The sequence below is a fragment of the Chromobacterium vaccinii genome (assembly GCF_001855275.1).
Lineage (GTDB): Bacteria > Pseudomonadota > Gammaproteobacteria > Burkholderiales > Chromobacteriaceae > Chromobacterium > Chromobacterium vaccinii.
This window is the reverse complement of sequence record NZ_CP017707.1, coordinates 28,382-51,121: the sequence shown is the minus strand read 5'-3', so window position 1 is coordinate 51,121 and position 22,740 is coordinate 28,382. Positions and strand designations below refer to the sequence as shown.

General features: G+C 61.2%; 19 protein-coding genes. 4 read left to right on the top strand and 15 right to left on the bottom strand.

Features of this window, described 5'->3' with window-relative positions:
• Positions 1-200: 200 nt before the first annotated feature.
• Positions 201-461: a hypothetical protein gene (locus tag BKX93_RS00215; protein ID WP_070978095.1), complete on the top strand. Its 261-nt coding sequence runs from the start codon at positions 201-203 to the stop codon at positions 459-461.
• A 92-nt stretch (positions 462-553) separates the two neighbouring features.
• On the opposite strand, the gene BKX93_RS00210 is transcribed toward BKX93_RS00215, so the two are convergent.
• From BKX93_RS00210 to BKX93_RS00190, 5 genes are all read right to left on the bottom strand, one after another.
• Positions 554-757, bottom strand: coding sequence for a DUF2788 domain-containing protein (locus BKX93_RS00210; RefSeq protein WP_021478097.1), 204 nt, complete (start codon positions 755-757; stop codon positions 554-556).
• 15 nt (positions 758-772) lie between these two features.
• Positions 773-1,636: a DMT family transporter gene (locus BKX93_RS00205; protein WP_222103275.1), complete on the bottom strand. Its 864-nt coding sequence runs from the start codon at positions 1,634-1,636 to the stop codon at positions 773-775.
• A 118-nt stretch (positions 1,637-1,754) separates the two neighbouring features.
• Positions 1,755-2,981 (bottom strand): argininosuccinate synthase, encoded by a 1,227-nt coding sequence (locus BKX93_RS00200; protein WP_070978092.1) that lies wholly within the window; start codon positions 2,979-2,981, stop codon positions 1,755-1,757.
• 47 nt (positions 2,982-3,028) lie between these two features.
• The gene (gene argF / locus BKX93_RS00195; RefSeq protein WP_070978090.1) at positions 3,029-3,952 is read right to left on the bottom strand and encodes an ornithine carbamoyltransferase; all 924 of its coding nucleotides are present in this window, start codon (positions 3,950-3,952) and stop codon (positions 3,029-3,031) included.
• A gap of 190 nt (positions 3,953-4,142) precedes the next feature.
• Positions 4,143-6,101: an aminotransferase class I/II-fold pyridoxal phosphate-dependent enzyme gene (locus BKX93_RS00190; protein ID WP_046158929.1), complete on the bottom strand. Its 1,959-nt coding sequence runs from the start codon at positions 6,099-6,101 to the stop codon at positions 4,143-4,145.
• A gap of 159 nt (positions 6,102-6,260) precedes the next feature.
• Between BKX93_RS00190 and dinG the strand changes: the two genes are divergently transcribed.
• From dinG to BKX93_RS00175, 3 genes are all read left to right on the top strand, one after another.
• A complete protein-coding gene (gene dinG, locus BKX93_RS00185; protein ID WP_070978088.1) occupies positions 6,261-8,384 on the top strand; it encodes an ATP-dependent DNA helicase DinG in 2,124 nt (707 codons plus the stop codon).
• A gap of 117 nt (positions 8,385-8,501) precedes the next feature.
• Positions 8,502-8,816, top strand: coding sequence for a DUF3579 domain-containing protein (locus tag BKX93_RS00180; RefSeq protein WP_046167115.1), 315 nt, complete (start codon positions 8,502-8,504; stop codon positions 8,814-8,816).
• A 163-nt stretch (positions 8,817-8,979) separates the two neighbouring features.
• Positions 8,980-10,143: a porin gene (locus BKX93_RS00175; RefSeq protein ID WP_244887208.1), complete on the top strand. Its 1,164-nt coding sequence runs from the start codon at positions 8,980-8,982 to the stop codon at positions 10,141-10,143.
• Between the two features lie 78 nt (positions 10,144-10,221).
• On the opposite strand, the gene BKX93_RS00170 is transcribed toward BKX93_RS00175, so the two are convergent.
• The 10 genes from BKX93_RS00170 to BKX93_RS00125 form a co-directional block, all read right to left on the bottom strand.
• The gene (locus tag BKX93_RS00170) at positions 10,222-10,977 is read right to left on the bottom strand and encodes an endonuclease (RefSeq protein ID WP_244887207.1); all 756 of its coding nucleotides are present in this window, start codon (positions 10,975-10,977) and stop codon (positions 10,222-10,224) included.
• A gap of 275 nt (positions 10,978-11,252) precedes the next feature.
• The gene (locus BKX93_RS00165) at positions 11,253-13,256 is read right to left on the bottom strand and encodes a M13 family metallopeptidase (RefSeq protein WP_070978084.1); all 2,004 of its coding nucleotides are present in this window, start codon (positions 13,254-13,256) and stop codon (positions 11,253-11,255) included.
• A gap of 75 nt (positions 13,257-13,331) precedes the next feature.
• The gene (locus tag BKX93_RS00160) at positions 13,332-13,754 is read right to left on the bottom strand and encodes an ExbD/TolR family protein (RefSeq protein ID WP_021475752.1); all 423 of its coding nucleotides are present in this window, start codon (positions 13,752-13,754) and stop codon (positions 13,332-13,334) included.
• A gap of 10 nt (positions 13,755-13,764) precedes the next feature.
• Positions 13,765-14,208: an ExbD/TolR family protein gene (locus BKX93_RS00155; protein ID WP_046159195.1), complete on the bottom strand. Its 444-nt coding sequence runs from the start codon at positions 14,206-14,208 to the stop codon at positions 13,765-13,767.
• Positions 14,209-14,214: 6 nt separating this feature from the next.
• Entirely contained in the window at positions 14,215-14,961 is a 747-nt protein-coding gene (locus BKX93_RS00150; protein ID WP_083340364.1) for a MotA/TolQ/ExbB proton channel family protein, read from the bottom strand.
• 39 nt (positions 14,962-15,000) lie between these two features.
• Positions 15,001-15,708 carry an energy transducer TonB gene (locus BKX93_RS00145; protein WP_083340363.1) on the bottom strand — a complete coding sequence of 236 codons (708 nt, stop codon included), beginning with the start codon at positions 15,706-15,708 and terminating at the stop codon, positions 15,001-15,003.
• 136 nt (positions 15,709-15,844) lie between these two features.
• On the bottom strand, positions 15,845-18,451 hold the full coding sequence (locus tag BKX93_RS00140; protein WP_083340362.1) for a TonB-dependent receptor plug domain-containing protein: 2,607 nt from the start codon (positions 18,449-18,451) through the stop codon (positions 15,845-15,847).
• A 526-nt stretch (positions 18,452-18,977) separates the two neighbouring features.
• Positions 18,978-20,684: an ABC transporter ATP-binding protein gene (locus tag BKX93_RS00135; protein ID WP_046168804.1), complete on the bottom strand. Its 1,707-nt coding sequence runs from the start codon at positions 20,682-20,684 to the stop codon at positions 18,978-18,980.
• 23 nt (positions 20,685-20,707) lie between these two features.
• On the bottom strand, positions 20,708-21,766 hold the full coding sequence (locus BKX93_RS00130) for an ABC transporter permease (protein ID WP_070978077.1): 1,059 nt from the start codon (positions 21,764-21,766) through the stop codon (positions 20,708-20,710).
• Between the two features lie 16 nt (positions 21,767-21,782).
• Positions 21,783-22,721 carry an ABC transporter permease gene (locus BKX93_RS00125; RefSeq protein WP_046168806.1) on the bottom strand — a complete coding sequence of 313 codons (939 nt, stop codon included), beginning with the start codon at positions 22,719-22,721 and terminating at the stop codon, positions 21,783-21,785.
• Positions 22,722-22,740: the final 19 nt, after the last annotated feature.

Sequence of the window (22,740 nt, the reverse complement as noted above, 5' to 3'; positions counted from 1 at the left end):
TCATCGTCCGCCGCAGCCCGCTGACAGATTACACTGTCGGACAAGCGCACTAAATTACTGTTCTTCCGGACATTTCCCATAAAACTAGCGGTTCCTACTTATAAACAAAACCCCTCCAGCCTCGTAAGATACAAGGGCAATGTTCAGCCCGCCCCAGCCATCAGCCAAAGGCGGAGACCCCTTCCAAAGAGGTGAGTGCCATGCTTGACAGCAACTTCGAACTGGATGAGCCGTTGGAGGCCATCCTGCAGCGCCCCCTGACCTGGTTCGAGAAGCAGCAGATTCAGGATAATCAGCAGGCTTCAGTCGACGAAGCCGAGGGCATTGTTGAGGCCGCGGCCGACACTCATCCCTTGCGCCGCCGCCTGAAGGACATGGCGATGATGCAGGTCGTGCGCATTGACCATCCGGAGGTCCGCAAACCCAGAACCGACACGGCGTTCTGCGCCAAAATCGCCTGACCCTCTGAAAAAAGCCAAGCCCCGCACAATGCGGGGCTTGGCTTTTAAACCTTCAGCCGGGCGAAACCTTCCACCCAAACCCATAACCATGCCTACTTGCTCAGCATAAACTCCACCAGAATGTTCTTGAAGACAAACCCGGTGACGCCAAACCCCAGCACCAGGAACAAAACGATCATGCCAGTCTTGCCGGCCTTGGACTTCTTGCCCAAGTCCCAGATGATGAAGCCCATGAAAATGATCAGCCCAGTCAGGCACACCACCAGCGAGATATTGGTGAATTGCTCTTCCGACACGTTACCCACCCCTGTTCAGCTCCGTCCGCTCCTGAAACGGCCCGGTAAACGAAAATCTCCGCCGCGCAACACCAAGGCCACACCGACGGCTGCCAGTACGATACCCCCCATCGCGGCCGGGCTCAAGCGCTCGTCGAACAACCACCAGGCCTGGACGGCCGTCAGGCCAGGCACCAGATAGAGATAAGCCGCCACCCGGCTGACATCGCCGTCGCGCAGCATGCGCAACAGCAGCAAAACCGCCAGCACCGACAACATCGTCACGCTCCAGCCCAAGGCGAAGATGAACTCTCCGCTCCACACCACCGGCACTCCCCGCTCGAACAGCAAGGCCAATGCGCCAGTCACCGCCAGCGCGGACAGATACTGGTGAAACGCGCCCGCGACCGGATGCGCGCCGCCGCCGCGGTAGCGCTGGTACAGCGTGCCGCCGGTAATCAGCAGCAACCCGGCGATCACGAAGGCCGCGCCGGCGCCGCCAGCCAGCGCTACGCCCTTGCTGCCCGCGATCACCAGCGCCGTGCCGGCAAGCCCCAACGCCATGCCCAGCCATTGGATGGCGTGAAAACGCTTCTCGCCAAGCCGCCAGGAAATCAGGGCGGTCAACAATGGCTGCATGCCCATGATCAGCGCCGCCAGGCCGGCTGGCACGCCCAACTTGATCGCCGCGAACAGGCAACCCAGATAGCCGCCATGGAGCATGCCGCCGCTCACCCACTGCCGCCTGGCCTGCGCGAGCGTCGGCCAGGCGGGACGCAGCAAGGCCAGCAATGCCGCGAAGCACAGCAAGGTCAGCGCCATCCGGATCGCCAGGAAAGTAAACGGCCCGCAATACGGCAAACCGAGCTTGGCGCCGGTGAACCCTGTGCTCCACAACATGACGAAAACCCACGGTATCCAACTGCTCGCCCGCATGCGCGACACCTCTCCCTGCCTGCTTAAAGAACGAAAAATGGCGGCCGGATGGCCGCCATGTCAACGGTATGAATGGATTGTATCAGCCGCGCTTGCTCCGCGCATTGGCGGCGATGCGCATCCGCAGCGCGTTCAGGCGGATGAAGCCGGCCGCGTCGGCGTGGTTGTAAGCGCCGCCGTCCTCGTCGAAGGTGGCGATGGTCGGATCGAACAGCGAATCGGTCTTGGACTCGCGGCCAACAACGATCACATTGCCCTTGTACAGCTTCAGCCGCACCCAGCCGTTCACCGTGGCTTGCGAGGCGTCGATCATCTGCTGCAGCATCGCGCGCTCCGGGCTCCACCAGTAGCCGGTGTAGATCAGCTGCGCGTACTTCGGCATCAGCTCGTCCTTCAGGTGGGCCACTTCGCGGTCCAGGGTGATGGATTCGATGGCGCGGTGCGCCTTCAGCATGATGGTGCCGCCCGGGGTTTCATAGCAGCCACGCGACTTCATGCCGACATAGCGGTTCTCGACGATGTCCAGCCGGCCGATGCCGTGCTTGTTGCCCAGACGATTCAGCTCGGTCAGCACCGCGACCGGGCTCAGCGCCTGGCCGCCGATGGCGACGATATCGCCGTTGCGGTATTCCAGCTCCACGTACTCGGCCTGGTCCGGCGCATTCTCCGGACTGACGCTCCACAGCCACATATCCTCTTCCGGCTCCTGCGCCGGGTCCTCCAGCACCGTGCCTTCATACGAGATATGCAGCAGATTGGCGTCCATCGAGTACGGGCTGCCGCCGTTCTTCTTCTTGCTGATGTCGATGCCGTGGGTTTCGGCATAGGCCAGCAGTTTCTCGCGCGACAGCAGGTCCCACTCGCGCCACGGCGCGATCACCTTCACGTCCGGCTTCAGCGCGTAATAGCCCAGTTCGAAGCGAACCTGGTCATTGCCCTTGCCGGTGGCGCCGTGCGATACGGCGTCGGCGCCCACTTGGTTGGCGATTTCGATCTGGCGCTTGGCGATCAGCGGCCGGGCGATGGAGGTGCCCAACAGGTACTCGCCTTCGTAAATGGTATTGGCGCGGAACATCGGGAAGACGTAGTCGCGGACGAACTCTTCGCGCAGATCCTCGATGAAGATGTTCTCCGGCTTGATGCCCAGCGATACCGCCTTCTGGCGCGCCGGCTCCACTTCCTCGCCCTGGCCGATGTCGGCGGTGAAGGTCACCACTTCGCACTTGTACTCGTCCTGCAGCCACTTGAGGATCACCGAGGTATCCAGACCGCCGGAATACGCCAAAACCACTTTCTTGATGTCAGACATTGCTTCTCTTTCCACTCGTTGTTTGTTTATCGATTGCCGGGCGGGACTCAGTCCTCACGGTGCCCCAGCAACAGATATTCGATCAGGGCCTTTTGCACGTGCATGCGGTTTTCAGCCTCGTCCCAGACCACGCTCTGCGGACCGTCGATCACCTCGGCCGTCACTTCCTCGCCGCGGTGCGCGGGCAGGCAGTGCAGGAATAGCGCGTCCGGTTTGGCATGCTTCATCAGCTCCGCCGTCACCTGGTAGCCGGAGAAGGCCTCCAGGCGGGCCTTCTGCTCGGCCTCGAAGCCCATGCTGGTGAACACATCGGTGGTGACGATATCGGCGCCGTGCGCGGCGCGTACCGGATCCTGGGTCAGTTCCAGCACATCCGAGCCGTAATAATGGCCGTCCAGCGGCTTCAGCTCGTAACCGAGCGGCGACGCCACCCTCAGCTTGAAGCCGAGCACGCGCGCGGCCTGCAGCCAGGTGCGGCAGACATTGTTGCCGTCGCCGATCCAGGCCACGGTCTTGCCCTTGATCGAACCGCGCCGCTCCACATAGGTGAAGATGTCGGCCAATATCTGGCACGGGTGGTACTCGTTGGTCAGGCCATTGATCACCGGCGCGCGCGAATGCGCGGCCAGCCGCTCGACCAGGCTCTGCTCGAAGGTCCGGATCATGATGATGTCGCTCATCCGGGACAGCACGCGAGCCGTGTCCTCGATCGGCTCGCCTCGGCCAATCTGCGAGCTCTTGGTGTCCAGGAACATCGCGTGGCCACCCAGCTGCGCCATGCCGGCCTCGAAAGAGACGCGGGTACGGGTGGAATTCTTTTCGAACACCATGGACATCACCTTGCCGACCAGCGGCCGATGCAACTCGCCGGCGCCTTGTCGTCGCTTCAGGACCCGGCTTCGCTCGAAGAGATGGTGGTACTCGTCGGGGGAAAGGTCGCTGAACTGAAGGTAATGCCTTACGGACGTCATGATGCTCCAATCAAAAAAAAGAGGCCGCTGCGCGTGCAACACCGAGAGGTGGTTTCATGCGCAACGGCACATTACTACACGCTAGTCTCAAGTCACTTTACAAATATCGCCCCCTGCAAATACATAGGCATGATTTACAGAAATGCGACATTTGTTATATTTATCGGAAATCCTCCTGCCTGACAAGCATTCAATTGAACAAACTGCGTCCCGGCAATTCCGCCAGCTCCTGCGGCTTCAGCACGCGCAGATAAAACTCCCCGCCGTCCTCCGCCAAACCATGCATCTCGATGCTCTTCTGCGTCTTCTGCAGCCGCGCCAGGTAAGCCAGAATGGTGTCGTCCACCACCTGCCCCGGCACCAGCACCGGAATGCCCGGCGGATACGGCACGATCTGGTCGCAACATACCCGCCCGCTCAGCGCCGGATTCGGTCGGCCATCGTCGTCCAGCAGCGGCAGCCGCTCGCCGGCCTCGTAGAAGGCGTCGCGCGGCAGGCAGGCCAGGCGCGAGAAATGCGGAATTTCCGGCATGCGGCCCAGCGCCCGCGGCGGACGCCCCTCCTTGGCCAGGCGCAGCATCGCGTCGTAGAGGCGGGACAGCTTGCTGCGGGTCGTGCCGATGGTCAGCAATAGCGTGATGGTGCTGAACGTCGACTTCTCCACCTGGATGTTGTAGCGCTCGAACAGCGCCTGCTGCAACTCGTCGGCGGTGAAGCCGGAGCGGCTGAAATCCACGGTCAGCTTGGTCGGATCCAGCAGGATGCCGTCCTCCCTCACCTCCGGCGGCAGCAGATCGTCCAGTTCCAGCACGCGGAAAGCGCCGGTGGAATTGATCTTCTCGCGCAGCTCCTGCGCTAGCTTCAAGGTGCGGTCCAGCAAGCGGTAACCCTCCGTCACCGCCTGCTTGCGCGCCACGTCCAGGCTGGCGATCAGGCTGTACTGCGGACTGGTGGACGCGTGCATATTGAAGTTTTCGCGGAACAGGTGCTCGTCGAAGCGCGGATCGTTGACGTGGATCATGCTGGCCTGCGAGAACGCTGACAGCACCTTATGCGTGCTCTGGGTCACGTAGTCGGCGCCCGATTCCAGCGCCGTCGGCCGGAACGCGGGGTGAAAGCGCGCGAAACCATACCAGGCCTCGTCCACGATCACCTTGATGCCCTTCTCGTGCGCGGCCTCTATGATGGGCTTCAGATCGTAGCGCAAGCCGTCGTAAGTGCATGAGGTGAGAATCAGCACCCGCGCGTCCGGATTGTCGTCTATCGCCTGGTAGATGGTGGTCTTGGGCACCGGTCCGAAGATGCCGTACTGGCGATTGATGGACGAATCCAGATACACCGGCCGCGCGCCGGACAGGATCACGCCGTGATGCACCGACTTGTGACAGTTGCGGTCCAGCAGCAGCTTGTCGCCCGGCGCCAGCAGCGTCTGGAAGATCACCTTGTTGGAGGTGGAGGTGCCGTTGGTGGCGAAATAGGTCTTGCGCGCGCCAAAGGCCTTGGCCGCCAGCATCTGCGCCTCGGCGATGACGCCGGTGGGGTGCAGCAGCGAATCCAGCATCGGCACCGATACCGACAAATCCGCCCGCAGCAGATGCTCGCCGACGAAATCATGGAAATCGCCGACCCAGTTGCTGCCTTTCAGCGAATCGCCGCCGGAATGGCCCGGCGTGTGCCAGGAATCCTTGGCCATCCGCACGTATTGCTTGAGCTTGTCGTAGAACGGCGTCGCCGATTTTTCCGCCAGCTCCGCCACCAGAATGCGGAACCAGCCGTTGAAATCGGCCTCGTCGCGATAGAAATAGCCATCCACCGCATGGCTGGCCAGCTCTTCCACCAGCGCCCGCTCGTCGTCGTCCTGCAAGAAGACGTAAAGCGAGATCTCCGGGCGAAAATCGCTGATGCGGTTCGCCAGCTGGGCCGCGGCCTCGCCGTTGGCGGTGCCTTTCAGCTGCCGATCCACCAATACCACCTGGACTTCGCCGTCGCGGGCGATCAGATCCATCGTCTCCGCCGTGGTGCAGGCGGGGACGAAGGTCAGGCCAAATGAATTCTCCAGCCGCACCGCGGCGGCTCCCAGACCGGCCAGCACTTCGGCCTGCCATGTCACATCGTCGCTGACCACGACAACGCGGCTAACGGGTTTCATGAAGGTTTCTCCTCTTGCTGTTTGCCGCGCACTTGTTTTTAGCGTCTGTCCGGACGTACGCGCTGTTCTGTATTTTTGTTTGTCTCCTATCCTATCCACATCTTGTGCCCGCCGTCATTATGCAGGCGCACAACGGTCGCATGCGGTACAATCGCGCCCATGCTGACCGACGCCGAAAAAGACTCAATCCGCGACCATTACCGCGCCATTTCCGACCGCCTGCCGGGCTTCCGGCCGCGCGCCTCGCAACGCCGCATGCTGGCTGAAATCGCCAATGCCTTGTCGCGCGCCCGGGAAAAGGTCGGCGACGACTGGCCGGAGCGCGAAGGCGAGAGCATCACGGTGATCGAGGGCCCCACCGGCGTCGGCAAGAGCCTGGCCTATTTGCTGGCTGGCGGCGTAATGGCGCGCGCGCGCGGCAAAAAGCTGGTAGTCACCAGCGCCACCGTGGCGCTGCAGGAACAACTGGTCAACCGCGACCTGCCCTTCGTCGTCGAAAACAGCGGTCTGCCGCTGACCTTCGCGCTGGCCAAGGGCCGCGGCCGCTACCTGTGCCCGTATCGCCTGTACGGCCTCACCGCCCAGCACTCTCAGCAGAGCCTACTGCAGCCCGACCCGATGATGGCGCTGTGGGACCACAAGCCGGAGCAGGCAGAGCTGGACGCGCTGAGCGCGATGGCCGACGCCTTCCATTACCGCAAATGGAACGGCGACCGCGACACCTGGGACAGCATCGTGGAAGATGGCCTGTGGGCGCGCGTCACCAATGACCGCCACGGCTGCCTGAAAACCGCCTGCCCCAACCGCGTCGAATGCCCGTTCTATCTGGCCCGCGACACCCTCGAAAACGTCGACGTCGTGGTGGCCAACCACGACCTGATGCTGGCCGACGTTTCGATGGGAGGCGGCGTGATCCTGCCCGCCCCGGAGGAAAGCTTCTATTGCATAGACGAGGCGCACCACCTGGCGAAGAAGGCGGTCAACCAGTTCGCCGCAGAGCACTCGCTGGGCCAGGCGCTGGGCTGGCTGGACAAGGTGGGTGCGGTAGTCGTGCATGCCGAAGCGCACACCGGCAAGGCCGAACTGGCCAGCAACGCGATCGACTCCGCCGCCGCCTGCGTGGAGACGCTGACCGAATGGCAATGGCTGCTGGGCAGCGAAGACTCGCTGGCCGCCAGCAGCGACAATCTGGAACCGTCCTGGCTGATCGAAGACGGCGTATTGCCGGAACGGCTGAAAACCTCGGCGGCCAATATGGCGATTTCCGCCCGCGCTCTGTCCAAGCAGCTGGACGATATGGGCAACGCGCTGTCCGAGGCCCGCAAGGACAAGAGCGGCGATGTGGATCTGGACAAGACCGCCACCGAATTGGGCTTCCTGATCGGCCGCGCCGAACAGCTGATGGCCGTATGGGATCTGTTCGATACCGAAACTCAGGAGAACGCGCCGCCGATCGCCAAATGGATCACCCGCCGCGCCGAGGGCAAGGGCGACTACCTGTTCTCGGCCTCGCCGGTCAGCGCCGCCGCCAGCCTGGCCGCCACGCTGTGGCGCCGCGCCGCCGGCGCCATCCTGACATCGGCCACGCTGCGCTCGCTCGGCGATTTCGAGCTGCTGCTGTCGCAGACCGGCCTGAAATGGCTGCCCAAGGTCAGCTGCATGGCGCTGGAATCGCCGTTCAATTTCGACGAACAAGGCGAACTCTACCTGCCGCCGCTGCTGGCCAGCCCCAAAGACCCCGGCGGCCACACCCGCGAAATCATCGAATGGCTGCCCAAGCTGATCGACCTGAAAGAGCCGGTGGGCACGCTGGTGCTGTTTTCGTCGCGCAAACAGATGCAGGAGGTTGGCGCAGGTCTGCCCGCAGGCCTGCGGGACAGGCTGTTGATCCAGGGCGACATTCCCAAGCGCACGCTGCTGGACACCCACCATCAGCGCCTGAAAGACCAGCAGGCCAGCGTGATTTTCGGGCTGGATTCGTTTTCGGAAGGACTGGACCTGCCGGGAGAGAGCTGCGTGCACGTGATCATCGCCAAGCTGCCGTTCGCGATGCCGGACGACCCCGTCGGCAAGACCCTGTCCCGCTGGATCGAGAAACGCGGCGGCAACCCCTTCATCGAACTGACGGTGCCGGAAGCGTCGATCAAGCTGGTGCAAGCCGTGGGCCGTTTGATCAGAACCGAACGCGATTACGGTCGAGTGACCATCCTGGACAACCGCTTGACGCGACAAAGTTACGGCAAAAAGCTGCTGGCTTCGCTGCCGCCATTCAAGCGCATATGATTTTCAGGTATGATCACGAAACTTTCGCATAAGTAAAAGTCGTCGGCCTAGAAAAAACGTCTTAGCACGGACAACAAAACAGGCTACACCAAAAGCAAACACACTGGTTCCACCGCCATGATCTGCAATCCGTACGAAATCGTGATCCAGGGCCTGACCTCAGAAGGCCGCACTTTCCGCCCCAGCGATTGGGCCGAGCGACTGGCTGGCATCCTGGCCTCCTTCGATACCAATCAGAAGCTGTCCTACCATGCCTTTGTCCGCCCCATGCTGCTGGAAGGCGTGCGCTGCGTCGCAGTGGACAAGAAACTGGAAAAAATCTACCCGCAAATCTTTCAGTTCCTGATGGACTTTGCAAAAGACAATGACCTCCGCGTAGTCGATTGTCGGACACTGATCGACGAGGTCTATCCGAACAAGTTTTCGGCATAATCGCAACAGGCGTCGCATCGACACCACTCTTTTTACCAGTCTTCGCAACACTCCCGTCATATTCTGTGGCTAAACTAATACAAAGTCGTGAAGCAGCCGTGCAAGCGTTGCCAAAACCGGACACGGTCTCTTCACTGCTTCATAACAGAACCATAGACTTGACTTGGAGTCCATCATGCAAAAGAAGAATCTGGCAGCCATCGTTGCATCTCTGTTCATCGTCCCGGTCGCGGCTCACGCCGACGTGACCATTTACGGTTTCTTGAGCGGCGGCATCGAATCCGCCAAAGCCACCGGCAATGGAAACCCCATCAAAGAATACAGTTCCCGCACCCGCGTGGTAGATGAAAACTCCCGCATCGGCTTCAAGGGCTGGGAAGACTTGGGCGGTGGCACCAAAGCCATCTGGCAAGTTGAAAGCAGCCTGCGCAACTTCGAGCAGGGCGGCACCAACGATAAAGCTCAAACCGCCACCTTTGGTACCCGGAACACCTTCATCGGCATCGACAACGCGGACTTCGGCAAGGTATTGCTGGGCCAGAATGACTCGGCCTACAAGGTATTCACCGGCAGCAGCAACACCGCGCTGGCCACCGACGTATTCGTGAACACCACCGCCGACAATTTTGGCGCGAACTCCGTCAACAGCCGCGGCGAGCTTCGCATGGCCAATTCCATTCACTGGTTCTCGCCGAACTGGGCTGGCTTCACGCTGGGTGGCTCTTGGGGCGTGGATGAGGCTCGCGCCAGCGGCACCGATGCGAAACGCATCTCCCTGGGCCTGGGTTACAACTGGGGCGCGCTGAACCTGGCCACCGCTTGGGACAAACAATACGACAAGGGCGTCGCAGCCAACACCACGACCGCCTCCGTCAACTCCGGCTCCAATATCTCGTTCTACAGCATCGCCGCCAGCTATAAGTTCGACTTCGGCACCTTCATCGGCGGCAACTACGAATGGGGCTCCTTTGACCAAATCGGCGGCGGCCAGCTGAAGCAGGATGACTGGTTGATCGCGCTGGGCCAGGACTTTGGCGCAGCCTCGGTCAAGCTGTCCTATGGCGAACTGGGCCGCCTGAAGAATGTCGGCGCTGGCATCAACGGTGATGACTTCAAGGCCAAGCAATGGACGCTGGGCGGTTATTACAACCTGTCCAAGTCGACCCAACTGGTAGCCTACTACACCAAGATCACCAACAATGCGAAGCAGAACGCCAACTTCGCCAACAACCCGATCTACGATACCAATCTAGGCACGAAAGATGCCGCACTCTCCGCAGGCAACGACCCGCAAGCCTTCGGCGTTGGCATGAAGGTCTCCTTCTAAGCTTCCGCCTGACTTGCTCGAAACAAAACGCCACGGCATGCCGTGGCGTTTTTTATCGTCAATACCAAACAAAATCGATCAGCCGCAAACCCTGCTCAACTCCTCTGGCTGGGACACCAGGAAATTGCCCTCGCCCTGCCATTGCATGATGCGCTTGTTGCGCTGGCGCTCCCATTCATCCACCGGATGTTGCCGCGCCCATGCGCACATCAACTGCCGGTCCTGCTGACTCATCCTCAAACCATAGCGCTGATGCATGTACAGCGTGATGCGCGCCGCCGCGCCGCGCACCTCTTCCCGCGGTTGGAACCGCTTTTGCTTGAAATCCACAAGCGATTGACACTGTCCGTAAATGGGACGGGGGTGAATCTCCCAAGCGCCGTAGGCGAAATTGGCGCGGTCGCCGTTAACTTCACCTACCGCCGGCACCAGATTGTTCAGATCGCCCTCGGCCATCTGGAACAACGGGTCCTGATCGCCGCAAGCCTTGCGGCCGCCCTGCTGCCAGCACTGGCGCTGATGCCCCAGCACCCATGCCGGCACCACATGCTCCCACTCGATGCGGCCGGCGCGCGATTCGGACTTGCGCGGCTGATAGCCGCAAGACTGCCAATCGACAGCCTTGCCCTGATAGCGGCAACCGCAATAGAAATCCACCTCCATGCCCGAGTACACTCGCGGCAAAATACGCTTGGCGGCAGCGAAATCGCGATGGCCGATCGCTTTGCCGCCGCTGACCAAGGGCTCAGCCTTGACCAGGGCTGGCGCGGCACCGGATTGCTGCGATGCCGCCGATGACAGGATGGACTCGCCCAGAGCGGCCAACTGTTTCACTTCCGGGGATTTTGCTATTTGATTGATTTGATGCGAATCGCAAGCGGTTAGGGCTGCGGCAAGTATGAAAGGCATGAATTTGTGCATCGACGAAGTGTATGCACCGAAACCAATTACAGCAATACCATTGCCAGATTATTGATCGCTCCCCTCAAGCAACTCAAGGCAAACAACGCCGCGCATTGCGCGCACTGCCCATAACAAGAAAACGCGGACAAGCACGCTCATTCCAGCGCTTGCCCGCGTTCAACCCTACTCTTCAGCCACTATTCGCATCACCAGATGCGAATGCGCTGACCCTCCGGCTTATACATTCTATCTCCCGGCTTCACTTCGAAAGCGTGCTGGAAAGCATCGCTGTTCGAGGTGGCTCCGATCGCCCGGAACGCATCCGGCGAATGAGGATCGGAGACCAGCCTGGCCAACATGGCCTCATCCCGGGTCTTGCCGCGCCAAACCTGGGCAAAACCGTAGAAAAAGCGCTGATCGCCGCCCATGCCGTCGATCACCGGAGCCGGTTTGCCGCCAAGCGACAGCTGGTAAGCCTTGTAGGCGATCTGCAGACCCACGTTGTCGGCGATATTCTCGCCCAGGGTCAGCTTGCCGTTGATGTGCTTGCCCGGCAGCGGCTCGTACGCGTCGTATTGCGCAACCAGCTTGCTGGTCAGCTCATGAAAGCGCGCCTTGTCCTCTGCCGTCCACCAGTCCCGCAAATTGCCGTCGGCATCGAACTGGCTGCCCTGGTCGTCGAAGCCATGACTGATCTCATGCCCGATCACAGCGCCGATGCCTCCGTAATTGACAGCATCGTCGGCCTCTGCATTGAAGAACGGCGGTTGCAGAATGGCGGCCGGGAACACGATTTCATTCTGGGAAGGATTGTAATAAGCATTGACCGTCTGCGGCGTCATGCCCCACTCGGTCCTGTCCACCGGCTTGCCCAGATGCGACAGCTGCCACTGATAATCGAACTGGTTGGCGCGCTTGACGTTGCCCACCAGATCATCGGACTTGAGCTCCAGACCGGAATAATCGCGCCAATGATCGGGATAACCGATTTTCAACATGTACTTGGACAGCTTGACCTGCGCAGCCTGCTTGGTCGCAGGACTCATCCAGCTCAAGCCATCGATGCTCTGACGATAGGCCTGCATCAGATTGCCGACCAGCTCCTCCATCTTGCGCTTGTGTTCCGGCGGGAAATACTTGGACACATACAACTGTCCCAACGCCTCACCCAAGGATGACTCCACCAACTGCACGCCCCGCTTCCAGCGCGGCTGCTGCTCCGGCGTACCGGACAAGGCCTTGCCGTGGAAATCGAAACGGGCATCGACCATCGCCTTGCTCAGGTACGGCGCATAGCCGTCCAGCGTATGCGCGATCAGATAATCCTGCCACGCGAGCAAGGGCTCCTTGCGCAGCAGTTGAGCCAGACCCGCCACGTACTCCGGCTGGCTGACATTCAGCGCGGCGATCCCGGACATGCCTGCCGAGGACAGAAAACCCTTCCAGTCCAGCTTTGGCGCCAATTTGGCCAATTGTGCCGGCGTCGTCTTGTTGTAGGTTTTCTGCGGATCGCGGTTTTCGACCCTGCTGCGCTGCAGCTGCGCCAGCTTGGTTTCCAGCGCGATCACGCGTTTGGCGCGTTTTTCCGGCTGGGCATATCCCGCCAGGCGGAACAAGCGGCTCAGGTAAGCCTGATAGGCATCCCGCGCTTTGGCGAAGCGCGCATCCTTGCCCAAGTAGTAGTCTCGATCAGGCATCAGCAGCCCGCTCTGGTACAGGTCAGGCAAATAAGCGGTGGCGTCGCGGGCGTCTATCCCCACGTACAAGGCCAGCGGCAGCTTGACGTTGCCAGACTGTCCCCCGCCGATCAATTTCAACAGCTCATTGCGGCTCGCCAGCAGGGTGATCGCCTGCAGATCAGGCTCGATCGGCTGCAAGCCCTTTTTCTCCGCCGCGGCCTCATCCATGAAGCTGACGTAAGCGGCGCCGATCTTCTGCGCGTTGCCATTCTTCGCCTGGCCAGCCGAAGCCCGCTCGATCAATTCGCGGCTCCGCGCCTCGCTCAGATCCCGCAGATCCTTGAACGCGCCGCTCCAGGATTCGCTGGCCGGAATTTCATGCGTATCCAGCCACTTGCCGTTGACGGCCAGATAGATATCGTCCTGCGGGCGGATGCTGGAATTGAAATTAGCGGCATCGATTCCGGACACGCCATGCGCCCATGCCTGGCCTGCCAGCAGCAGAGCCAACGCCAACGCTTTCATCTTCATTGAACTTCTCCATGCGTGCTTCGAGAAAAGAAAGGCAGCCGAAGCTGCCTTTCCTGTCCGATCCTTACAGACCGTCTATTGCAAGAACTGTTCCGACCCGACGATGCCCAGCTTCGTCAATCCCAGACGCTGCGACTCCGCCAGCACCATCGCCACCGGCGCGTAACTCGCATCCTTGTTCGGCTTGATGTGCAGCTCCGGCTGCGGTTCCGCCTTACCCGCCGCCGACAGCCTCGTCTCCAGCGCCTCCCGGTTCGGCAAACGCTCGCCGTTCCACATCACCGCATTGTCCGGCGCGATGTCGATCTGCACCACCACCGGCTTCGCCAACGGCTTCGCCGGCGTGTTCTGCGGCATGTCCAGCTTCACCGCGTGCGTCTGGATCGGTATCGTGATGATCAACATGATCAGCATCACCAACATCACGTCGATCAACGGCGTGGTGTTGATTTCCATCATCAGGTCGTCTTCTCCCGACGAACCCACATTCATCGCCATGTCTCTTCTCCTACTCGCCGCCGCCGGGCGCCGGCGGCTCCGTGATGAACGCGATCTTCACGATCCCCGCCTGCTGCACCGCCAGCACGATGCGGCCGATCGGCGCGTACTTCGCCGTCGCGTCGCCCCGGATGTGCACTTCCGGCTGCGGGTCTTTCTTCGCTTCCTTCACCAGCCGCGCCAACAATTCCTGCTGGTCCTTCACCGGAGACATGTTCCAGTAGATGCGGCTGTCCGGCCCCACCCCCAGCACCACGTTCTCCGGCTTGGTCTGCGTCGGGATGTTCTGCTCTTTCGGCAGCGTCATCTTCACTGTCTGCGTCACCACCGGCACCGTGATCAGGAAGATGATCAGCAGCACCAGCATCACGTCCACCAGCGGCGTGGTGTTGATCGCCGACAGCACCTGGTCCTCGTCGCCCTTGCCGTGGCCAAATCGTTTGTAACGGGCCATATTCGATTACCGGCTCGGGGTGTTCAGCAGGCTGGCGTGCAGACGGCCCGACACCACGCGCACGTTGTCCAGCACCAGCTTGTTGCGGCGCACCAGCCAGTTGTATCCCAGCACCGCCGGCACCGCCACCGCCAGACCGATGGCGGTCATGATCAGCGCTTCGCCCACCGGACCGGCCACCTTGTCGATGGAGGCCTGGCCCGAGGTGCCGATCTTCACCAGCGCGTGGTAGATGCCCCATACGGTGCCGAACAGGCCGACGAACGGCGCGGTGGAGCCGACGGTGGCGATCACCGACAGGCCGTTTTGCATATGATGGCTGGTGGAGTCCACCGCGTCCGAAATCGCCATCGCCACCCAGGTGTTCAGATCCACGCGGTTGGCCAGTTCGCCCTTGTGCTCGGTGGCCGCTTCGATGCCGGCTTGCGCCACCGCGCTGTACATGCCTTCGTCCGCCAGTTCGGTGGCGGCTTTTTGCAGGTCCACGCCGTGGTGGCCCAGCAGTTCATGCCCCTGCTTGATCAGGCGGCGTTGTTCCAGCAGCTTGACGATGCCGACATACCAGGTGGAGGCCGACATGATCAGCAGAATGATCAGCGTGCCCTTGGCCACGAAGTCGCCTTGCGACCACAGCGCGTCGATGCCGTACGGATTGGAGGTGCTGACGGTCTCCGCCGCCAGCGCCGGCAGCGCGGTCAGCAGGCCGGCGGCGCCCAGGACTTTGCCCAGCAGTGCGCGAGTGTTCTTGATCATGGTATTTGCTCCTTTGTGTCTTGAGATGCCCTGGGCGACTTAGGCGCCAGAGTCGAGTTTGAAGTGAAACGGCTGCGTCAGCTGCATGTTGGCGCGACACGCATAGCTCTGAAGAGCATTCGAAATCGCCGATTTAAAACTGCTCCGGTAACGAGGGGGGATGCTGCCGTCAAAGCGCACATCCGTGATCCCAGTCACTTTCCCATCCCCGCCTACCGCAAACACGACGAACACATCGCCTTGAATTTCATCCTCCAACGCCTTGGCTGGATATTCTGGCGTTTCGGTCTGAGTGCAGTTGCCCTTGACTGAGACCGGGCCTTTCGGAGCCTCCACCGCCGGGGCCGGCGTCGGCGCCGGTTGCGGCTTCGGATCGGAGGTCACCGCCTGGATGGCGTTGACCGATTGCGTGACCGGCGGCGGATTCACCACCGGCGGCACGTAGGCCTGCGGCTTCGGCGTCGTCGGCTGCTGCACCACTTTCTCGATCTTCGGCGGCGGCGGCGGAGGCGGCGGCGGCGGTTCGCTGATCACCGACACTTCCACTTTCTGCTGGATCACCTTGACCACCCCCTGGGCCAGGCCTGTCACCAGCGCGTAGATCAGCGCGGCATGGAATACGATGACGCCCGCCAGACCGGCGAATCGTCGCCGGGGCGGTGGCCCTCCCACTCCTTTGGCTGCAATGCTTGTCATATGGATTACCCATTCCTTCAATAAAACCGGCAGACTCGGCCGGACCGGCATTCAGGTCCGGCCAGAGCTGCCAACCTGTCGCGCGGGCGGGGTGGGATCACCGCCCCGCCTGCGCATTCCCTGCGCATAAAAACCTGCGCCGTCATGACAGAATGCTATAGCTGTGGACTAAATACAATAGCCAAAGCTAGAGTTTGTATGACGCTTTCAAGAAATAGGCTCGGCCCACCGGGTCGGCGAGAATCGGATCAAATCCTTTCTGGAAGAACTTGTTCTGATTACTGAAGGGAGGCTCCTGATCAAACAGATTCTTCACCCCCGCCGTCACGCTCAGCTTCTTCTTCCATAGATAGGTGGAAGACAGGTTCCAGTTGGAATACGGCTTGACGCTATGCGTCGCCTTATAGTCGGTGTAGCCGGACACATAGTTTTGGGCGAGCAACGCGCTCCAATCGCCGAAAGACCAGCCGAATCCCAGCGAATGCTTCCAGCGGACCACCGGCTGCAGGCCATTGTTCCATTGGCTCAAACGCGAGTAGTACACCCCTCCCGCCTCCACCTGCTGAACGAACTTGGAGGTATAAGTGCCATCCAGATTGATGGTGAAATTACCAAGACGGCTCTTGGGCAAGCGCCAGGAAAACGAAGTGTCCAAACCCGCCGCGCTCAGATTGCCCAAGTTCTCAGTCGGGGTGGCAACATAGTCGAGCTTGGAATACGGGTCATTCGGATTCACCCGCACAAAGCGGTCGGCATATTTGACCGGATCGTTGAAGATCAGATCATTGTCCAGCACGCCTATCACTTTATTGATGGTGGTCCACCAGAAATCGACGCTGGCCGTAATCTCCTTGATCGGCTCGATCACCACGCCGAAGGTGAGAGAAGTGGCGCGTTCAGGCTCCAAATTGCGATTGCCGCCCTGCTTGGCGAAAAACGTGGTGCCGCAATCCGTCTTGTCCCCGCCGTTGGCCGGCGTCCCATTCGGGCAGCGCGCCGGGTCGTCCAGATTATTGCCATTGGTATAGGTCTTGGCATCCGGCTGGAAAATGTCGAACAGCGAAGGCGCGCGGAATCCTCTGCTCGCGGAGCCGCGGAACATGATTTGCGACGCCGGCTGATACTTGAATGCAACCTTGGGATTGAAAGCTTTGCCGAAGTCGCTGTACTTGTCGTAGCGGGCCGCCAACTGCACGTCCAACCCTTTTATGACAGGCACTTCCGCCTCAAGGTACAGCGCCGAGATATTGCGGCTGCCCTTGGTTGACTTGGAATCGGCGATCCCCGATCCAATCGCGTACTGAGCCAGATCCTGAATCTGGCTGTCCAGCTTCTCGTGCCGCAATTCGCCGCCGATCGCCGCCGCGACATTCCCCGCCGGCAAGGCAAAGATCTCCTTGCTGGCCTTGAAGTCCGCCAGCGCGGTTTCATATTTCGAAATCCAGCCGTCTCCCTTCAACTCGACGCCCTCCCATGCGCCGGCCGGAGAATCGCCGAACGGATTGATCTGATCGGTCAGCAGCGCCTGCTCTATCTTATCGCTGTTTACATAGCCGCTCTTGTAATTGATGGTGGTTTGGTTCGACGAATACGCGGCGCCGGTACGATAATCCCACCCCCCGATCAGCCCCTCCAGATTCACCGCCAGCCGCTGCGTATCGGAAATGCTCTTGGTCGTTCTGGGACCGAGAGGATCGCTGCGCAGATTCAACACCGCCGTCGCCCCCGGCGTCACCGGCGAGCCATCCGGCAGCACTGTCGGGAAGTACTTGTTGACGCCCGCGGTCAGCGTGGCGACGGATTGCATCGGCGTAGGGCCGATGCGCGTGGTGCTGATGTTTCGGGCGCCCAGATACTGCGCCGTCAACATATGGTCGCCAAACTGCTTGCTGAGCTTGCCGTTGGCGGTGAATTGCTCCACCTCCGGCGTCAGATCCATGAACAGCCATGTCTTCTCGCCGCAGCTGGTCGCATCCCTGGGCGTGGAGTATGGCGGACGGCAATTCGGCATGGCCATGTTGTAAACATTGCCGTCGCCGGGATTGCCTTTGGACTTGTAGAGGAAGTTGGCTGGATAGGTGGTGCTGCTCAAAGACTGATTCTTGGTCGCGAATTCGCGATCCACAGTGCGAATCGCCTTGCTCTTCTGATACGACAAAACGCCGTAAGCGTTCCAGCCATCTTTCGCCAGGTCGCCCACGCCGCCCAATACGCTCACATTCGCGGAATCGCCGCCCTTGTGCTGAGTGGACAGCGCTTCGCCGGAAATAGTCAGCCCTTGATAGCTCTTCTTGGTGATGAAATTCATCACCCCGCCGATGGCGTCGCTGCCGTACAGCGCGGAAGCGCCATCGCGCAGCACCTCGATCCGGTCTATGGCCGACAGCGGAATGGCGTTCAGGTCGGTCGCGATGCCGGAAATCGCCTGGTTGGCGACCCGGCGGCCATCCAGCAGCACCAGGGTATATTGCGGATCGAAGCCGCGCAGGCCGGCATAGGACGCGCCGCCGCTGACCGACTGCACGGAAGACGCGCCGACCAGGCTGGACTGGTTGCTGGCCAACGAATTGACCACCTGCTCCACCGTGGTGAAACCTTGCTTGGTCATTTCCTCGGTGCGCACGATCGTCACCGGCAGCGCTTTTTCCTGCTTGATGCTGCGTTTGATGTTGGAACCGGTCACCTCCACCCGGTCCAGCTCTCCAGAGGACACGCCATCGGCGGCCCATGCCACAGGCGCGTTGACGCCTATCCCCGCCATGGCCAAAGCCACGGCCAACTGTTTCTTTTTCATCACGAAACTCTCCTTTGTTCTTTATCCGTATCTCGTCCGCCAGTTCTGCAGCTGGCGTGATCGCGCTCAAGCCATTCACATCGCATGAAATGGCTCTGGATTCGAGTGTGGGAAGAGTTCCTACAAACCGTCAATATCCGTAACAATTCGTCATTAAGTACAGATCGTTTCTATCCGTCATGCCATTCAGCGCAATTTTCTGCCCCAAACCACTTCATCATGCCGTGAACATAAAAGCAAAACCCGCATGTGGCAAAGCATCCAGCCCCACCAGCCGCGCTAACCTTTCTCTCAGGAGCCTTCTCGTCTCATATTCATCTGACAATGTCGTTTTTATGTAAAAAATGTTGCATTTACACAAATCACTGAAAGAAATTGTCAAAATTAGAAGTCATCACAAAGCCTGATGATGAGAAATAATCATGGTATTGATGCAAAAACAGGAAGCAGACTTTGACCCTGGGTGATCCCTCCCATAAAAAAGCCGGCCCCTCGGGCCGGCTTGTCCTGCATCGCCTCTTCCGCGCTACGCCGGCGCCAGCGCCGGGCTCCAGCCCTGCGGAATCGCACCCAGCAGCTTCTTGGTGTAGCCGTCCCGCGGCTCGCGGTAGATCACGTCCGCGTCCGCCTGCTCCACCACCCGCCCCTTGTTCATCACCAACACCTGGTCGGAGATGTGCTTCACTACCGCCAGATCGTGCGAGATGAACAGGTAGGACAGCTTGAACTCGTCCTGCAGGTCCTGCAGCAGGTTCAGCACCTGCGCCTGCACCGACACGTCCAGCGCCGACACCGATTCGTCGCAGATCAGCACTTCCGGCTTCAAGGTCAGGCAGCGCGCGATCGCGATCCGCTGCCGCTGGCCGCCCGAGAACTCATGCGGGTACTTGGCCAGGGCCCCGGCCGCCAACCCCACCTTGTCCAGCAGCTCCTGCGCCAGCTTGCGGCGCTGGCCGGCATCCTGGCCGATGCCGTGCAGCAGCATCGGCTCGGTCAGGATCTGCTCCACCGTGAAGCGCGGGTTCAGCGACGCGTACGGGTTCTGGAAGATGATCTGGATCCGCTTCTTGTAAGTGTGGAATTCCTTGGCGCTCATGCCGATCAGGTCCTGGCCGTGGAACAGCGCCTTGCCCGCGGTCGCCTGGTGCAGCCGCACCAGCGTCAGGCCGACGGTGGTCTTGCCCGAGCCCGACTCGCCGACGATGCCCAAGGTCTTGCCGCGCGCCAGCTTGAACGACACGTCCTGCACCGCGTGGAACTGCCGCTTGCCGAACAGCCCTTCGCGGATGTCGAAGCTCTTGCACAGACCCTGCACGTCCAGCACGATCTCGTCGTCCGCCGCGTAGCCACGCTTGCGCTCGGCCGGCTCCACGTAGCCGCCCGGCTGCAGGAAGTCGTCGATCACCGCCAGCCGCTCGGGACGGCGATCCAGATGCGGCCGGCACGACAGCAGCGCCTTGGTGTACGCGTCCTGCGGGTTCTCGAAGATCTGCCGCACCGTGCCCTGTTCGCGGATCACGCCGTGGCGCATCACGATCACTTCGTCGGCGAACTCGCCCACCACCCCCAGGTCGTGGGTGATGAACAGCACCGACATGCCGTGCTTCTTCTGCAGGTCGGCGATCAGTTGCAGGATCTGCTTCTGAATCGTGACGTCGAGCGCGGTGGTCGGCTCGTCGGCGATCAGCAGCTTGGGCTCGCAGGCGATGGCGATGGCGATCATCACCCGCTGCTGCTGGCCGCCGGACAATTCGTGCGGGTAGCTCTTCACCCGCTTCTCCGGCTCCGGCAGCCCCACTTCGCGCAGCAGCTCCACCGCCCGCTTCCACGCCGCCGAGCGCGACAGCTTCGCGTGCAGCGTCAGCGTCTCGACGATCTGCTCGCCGACGGTGAACACCGGGTTCAAGGAGCTCATCGGCTCCTGGAAGATCATCGCCACGTCCTTGCCGCGCAGCCGGCGCAGCTCCGCCGCGCTCAGCTTCAGCAGGTCGCGCCCGTCGAAGCGCAGCTCCGACGCCGGATCGATCTCGCTCGATTGCGGCGGCAGCAGCTGCATGATGGCCATCGACGTCACCGATTTGCCGGAACCCGATTCCCCCACCAGCGCCACCGTGCGGTGCGCCGGAATGTCGAAGCTCACGCCCTTCAGCGCCTCGAAGCGGCCGCCGTCCTCCTGGCGGAAACTCACCCGCAGGTTGCGGACCGACAGCAGGGTTTTATTTTGATTGCTCATCTCGTGTCTCTCCCCCATCCCGCTTACTTGGCCGCCGCGCGCGGATCCAGCGCATCGCGCAAGGCGTCCACCAGCAGGCTGAACGCCGTCACCAGCACCGACATGGCGATGGTCACCGCCAGCATCTGCCACCAGTAGCCCTGGATCAGCTCGGTCGGCGCTTCGGCCAGCATCGAACCCAGGCTGACCTCGCGTACGCCGACGCCGAAGCCGAGGAAGGACAGAATGGCCTCGTACTTGATCAACGCCACCGTCAGCAAGGAAAACTGCACCAAGAGCAAATGGGAGATGTTGGGCAGGATGTGGACGAACATCTTGCGGCTGCTGCCGGCGCCGATGGCGTCCGCCGCCTGCACATACTCGCGGCCTTTCAGCTTCAGGTACTCGGCGCGCACCAGGCGGTAGGTGCCGGTCCAGCTGGTCAGCGCCATCACCGAAATGATGGTGGTGATGCCGCGGCCAGACACCGCGGCGAAAGACAGCAGCAGCAGCATGTCCGGCACCGAGGTGAACACACTGTAAAACCAGTTGAGGAAATCGTCGGTCTTGCCGCCGAAATAGCCGGACACCGCGCCAAGCGCGCAGCCTATCAGCAGGGAAAACACCGCGCCGAACACGCCGACGAAGATGGACGTGGACGTGCCCTTCAACGCTTTCTGGATCACGTCGCGGCCCTGCAAGTCGCCGCCGAACGGCAGTCTCTCCAGCCGCGGCGGCGCGTGGTCGGCGTATTCGCCGACATGCTTCTCCGCCTCGGACAGCTGCTTGCCTATCGGATCCTCGGCGCGGCTCAGTGCGGCAATGGGCGCGGCAGCCGCCTTGGCTGCCGGCTCCGGCGGCAACACGTCGTCCGCGGACTCCTTGACCCAGCTTGGCGGCGCATAAGGCACGCCCACCTCGTCCACCCAATGCGCGCCGACCAGATTGAACCAGCCGCCGATCGAGACCAGCAGATAGGCCAGCACGATCCACATCGAAATAAAGCCCACCTTGTTGCGCTTCAAGCGCTGCCATCCCAGCCCCCACAGACTGCGGGACGGCGCGGCCGGCGCGGCGCCGGCGGTATTCTGCAATGTCGTCATGATTGTTCTCCTCCGCTCACTTCAGCTGCACGCGCGGATCGATCCACTTGTAGACCAGGTCGCCCAGCAGGTTGAACACCATGGTGGCGATGGCGATATAGATGGTGATGGCCTTGATGACCGGAAAATCGCTCTTGTTCACCGCCTGCACCACTTCGTTGCCCATGCCGGGAATGCCGAAGAAACTCTCCAGCACCAGCGCGCCCAGCAACATGTAGGGCAAGGACATCATCACGCTGGTCACCACCGGGATCAGCGCGTTGCGCAGCACGTGCTTGAGCATGATCTGACGCTCGGACAAGCCCTTGGCGCGCGCGGTGCGCACGTAATCCTGGCCCAGCTCCTCAACGAAGAAGCTGCGATAGAAACGGATGTCCGGTCCCAGCGACACCATCAGGCCCAGCAACAAGGGCAACGGCACGTAGACGAACAGATTGACCCAGAACGAATCGCCCCAGCCTCGTACCGGAAACCAGCCCAGCTTGAAGCCAAGAAAAAACTGGCCGGCGATGATGTAGATCAGCGCGCTGATGGACATGGCCACGGTGCAGGAGATGGTGACGATGTGATCGGTCAGGCCGCCGCGGAAATACGCGACCAGCGCCGCCAGCGGAATGGCGACCAGCAGATCGACCACCAGCATGGCGCCGGTCAGCGTCAGCGACGGTCCGATGCGGCTGCCGATGATGTCGGACACCGGTTGCTGGGTGGACCAGGAAGTGCCGAAATCCAGCGTCAGCACCTGATGGGCAAACAGCAGGAATTGCTCTGGCAGGCTCTTGTCCAGCCCCAATTGGGCGCGGATGTGCGCCAGCACTTCGGCCGAGAAATGCTTGCCGGCCAAGACCAGCGACGGATCGCCGCCCACCAGCGTGAACAGCGTGAAGACCAGCAGCATCACCCCGAACAGGGTCGGGATCATTTGCAGCAGCCGGCGGATGATGAATGCGGACATGATGGTTCTCCTCGCTCCC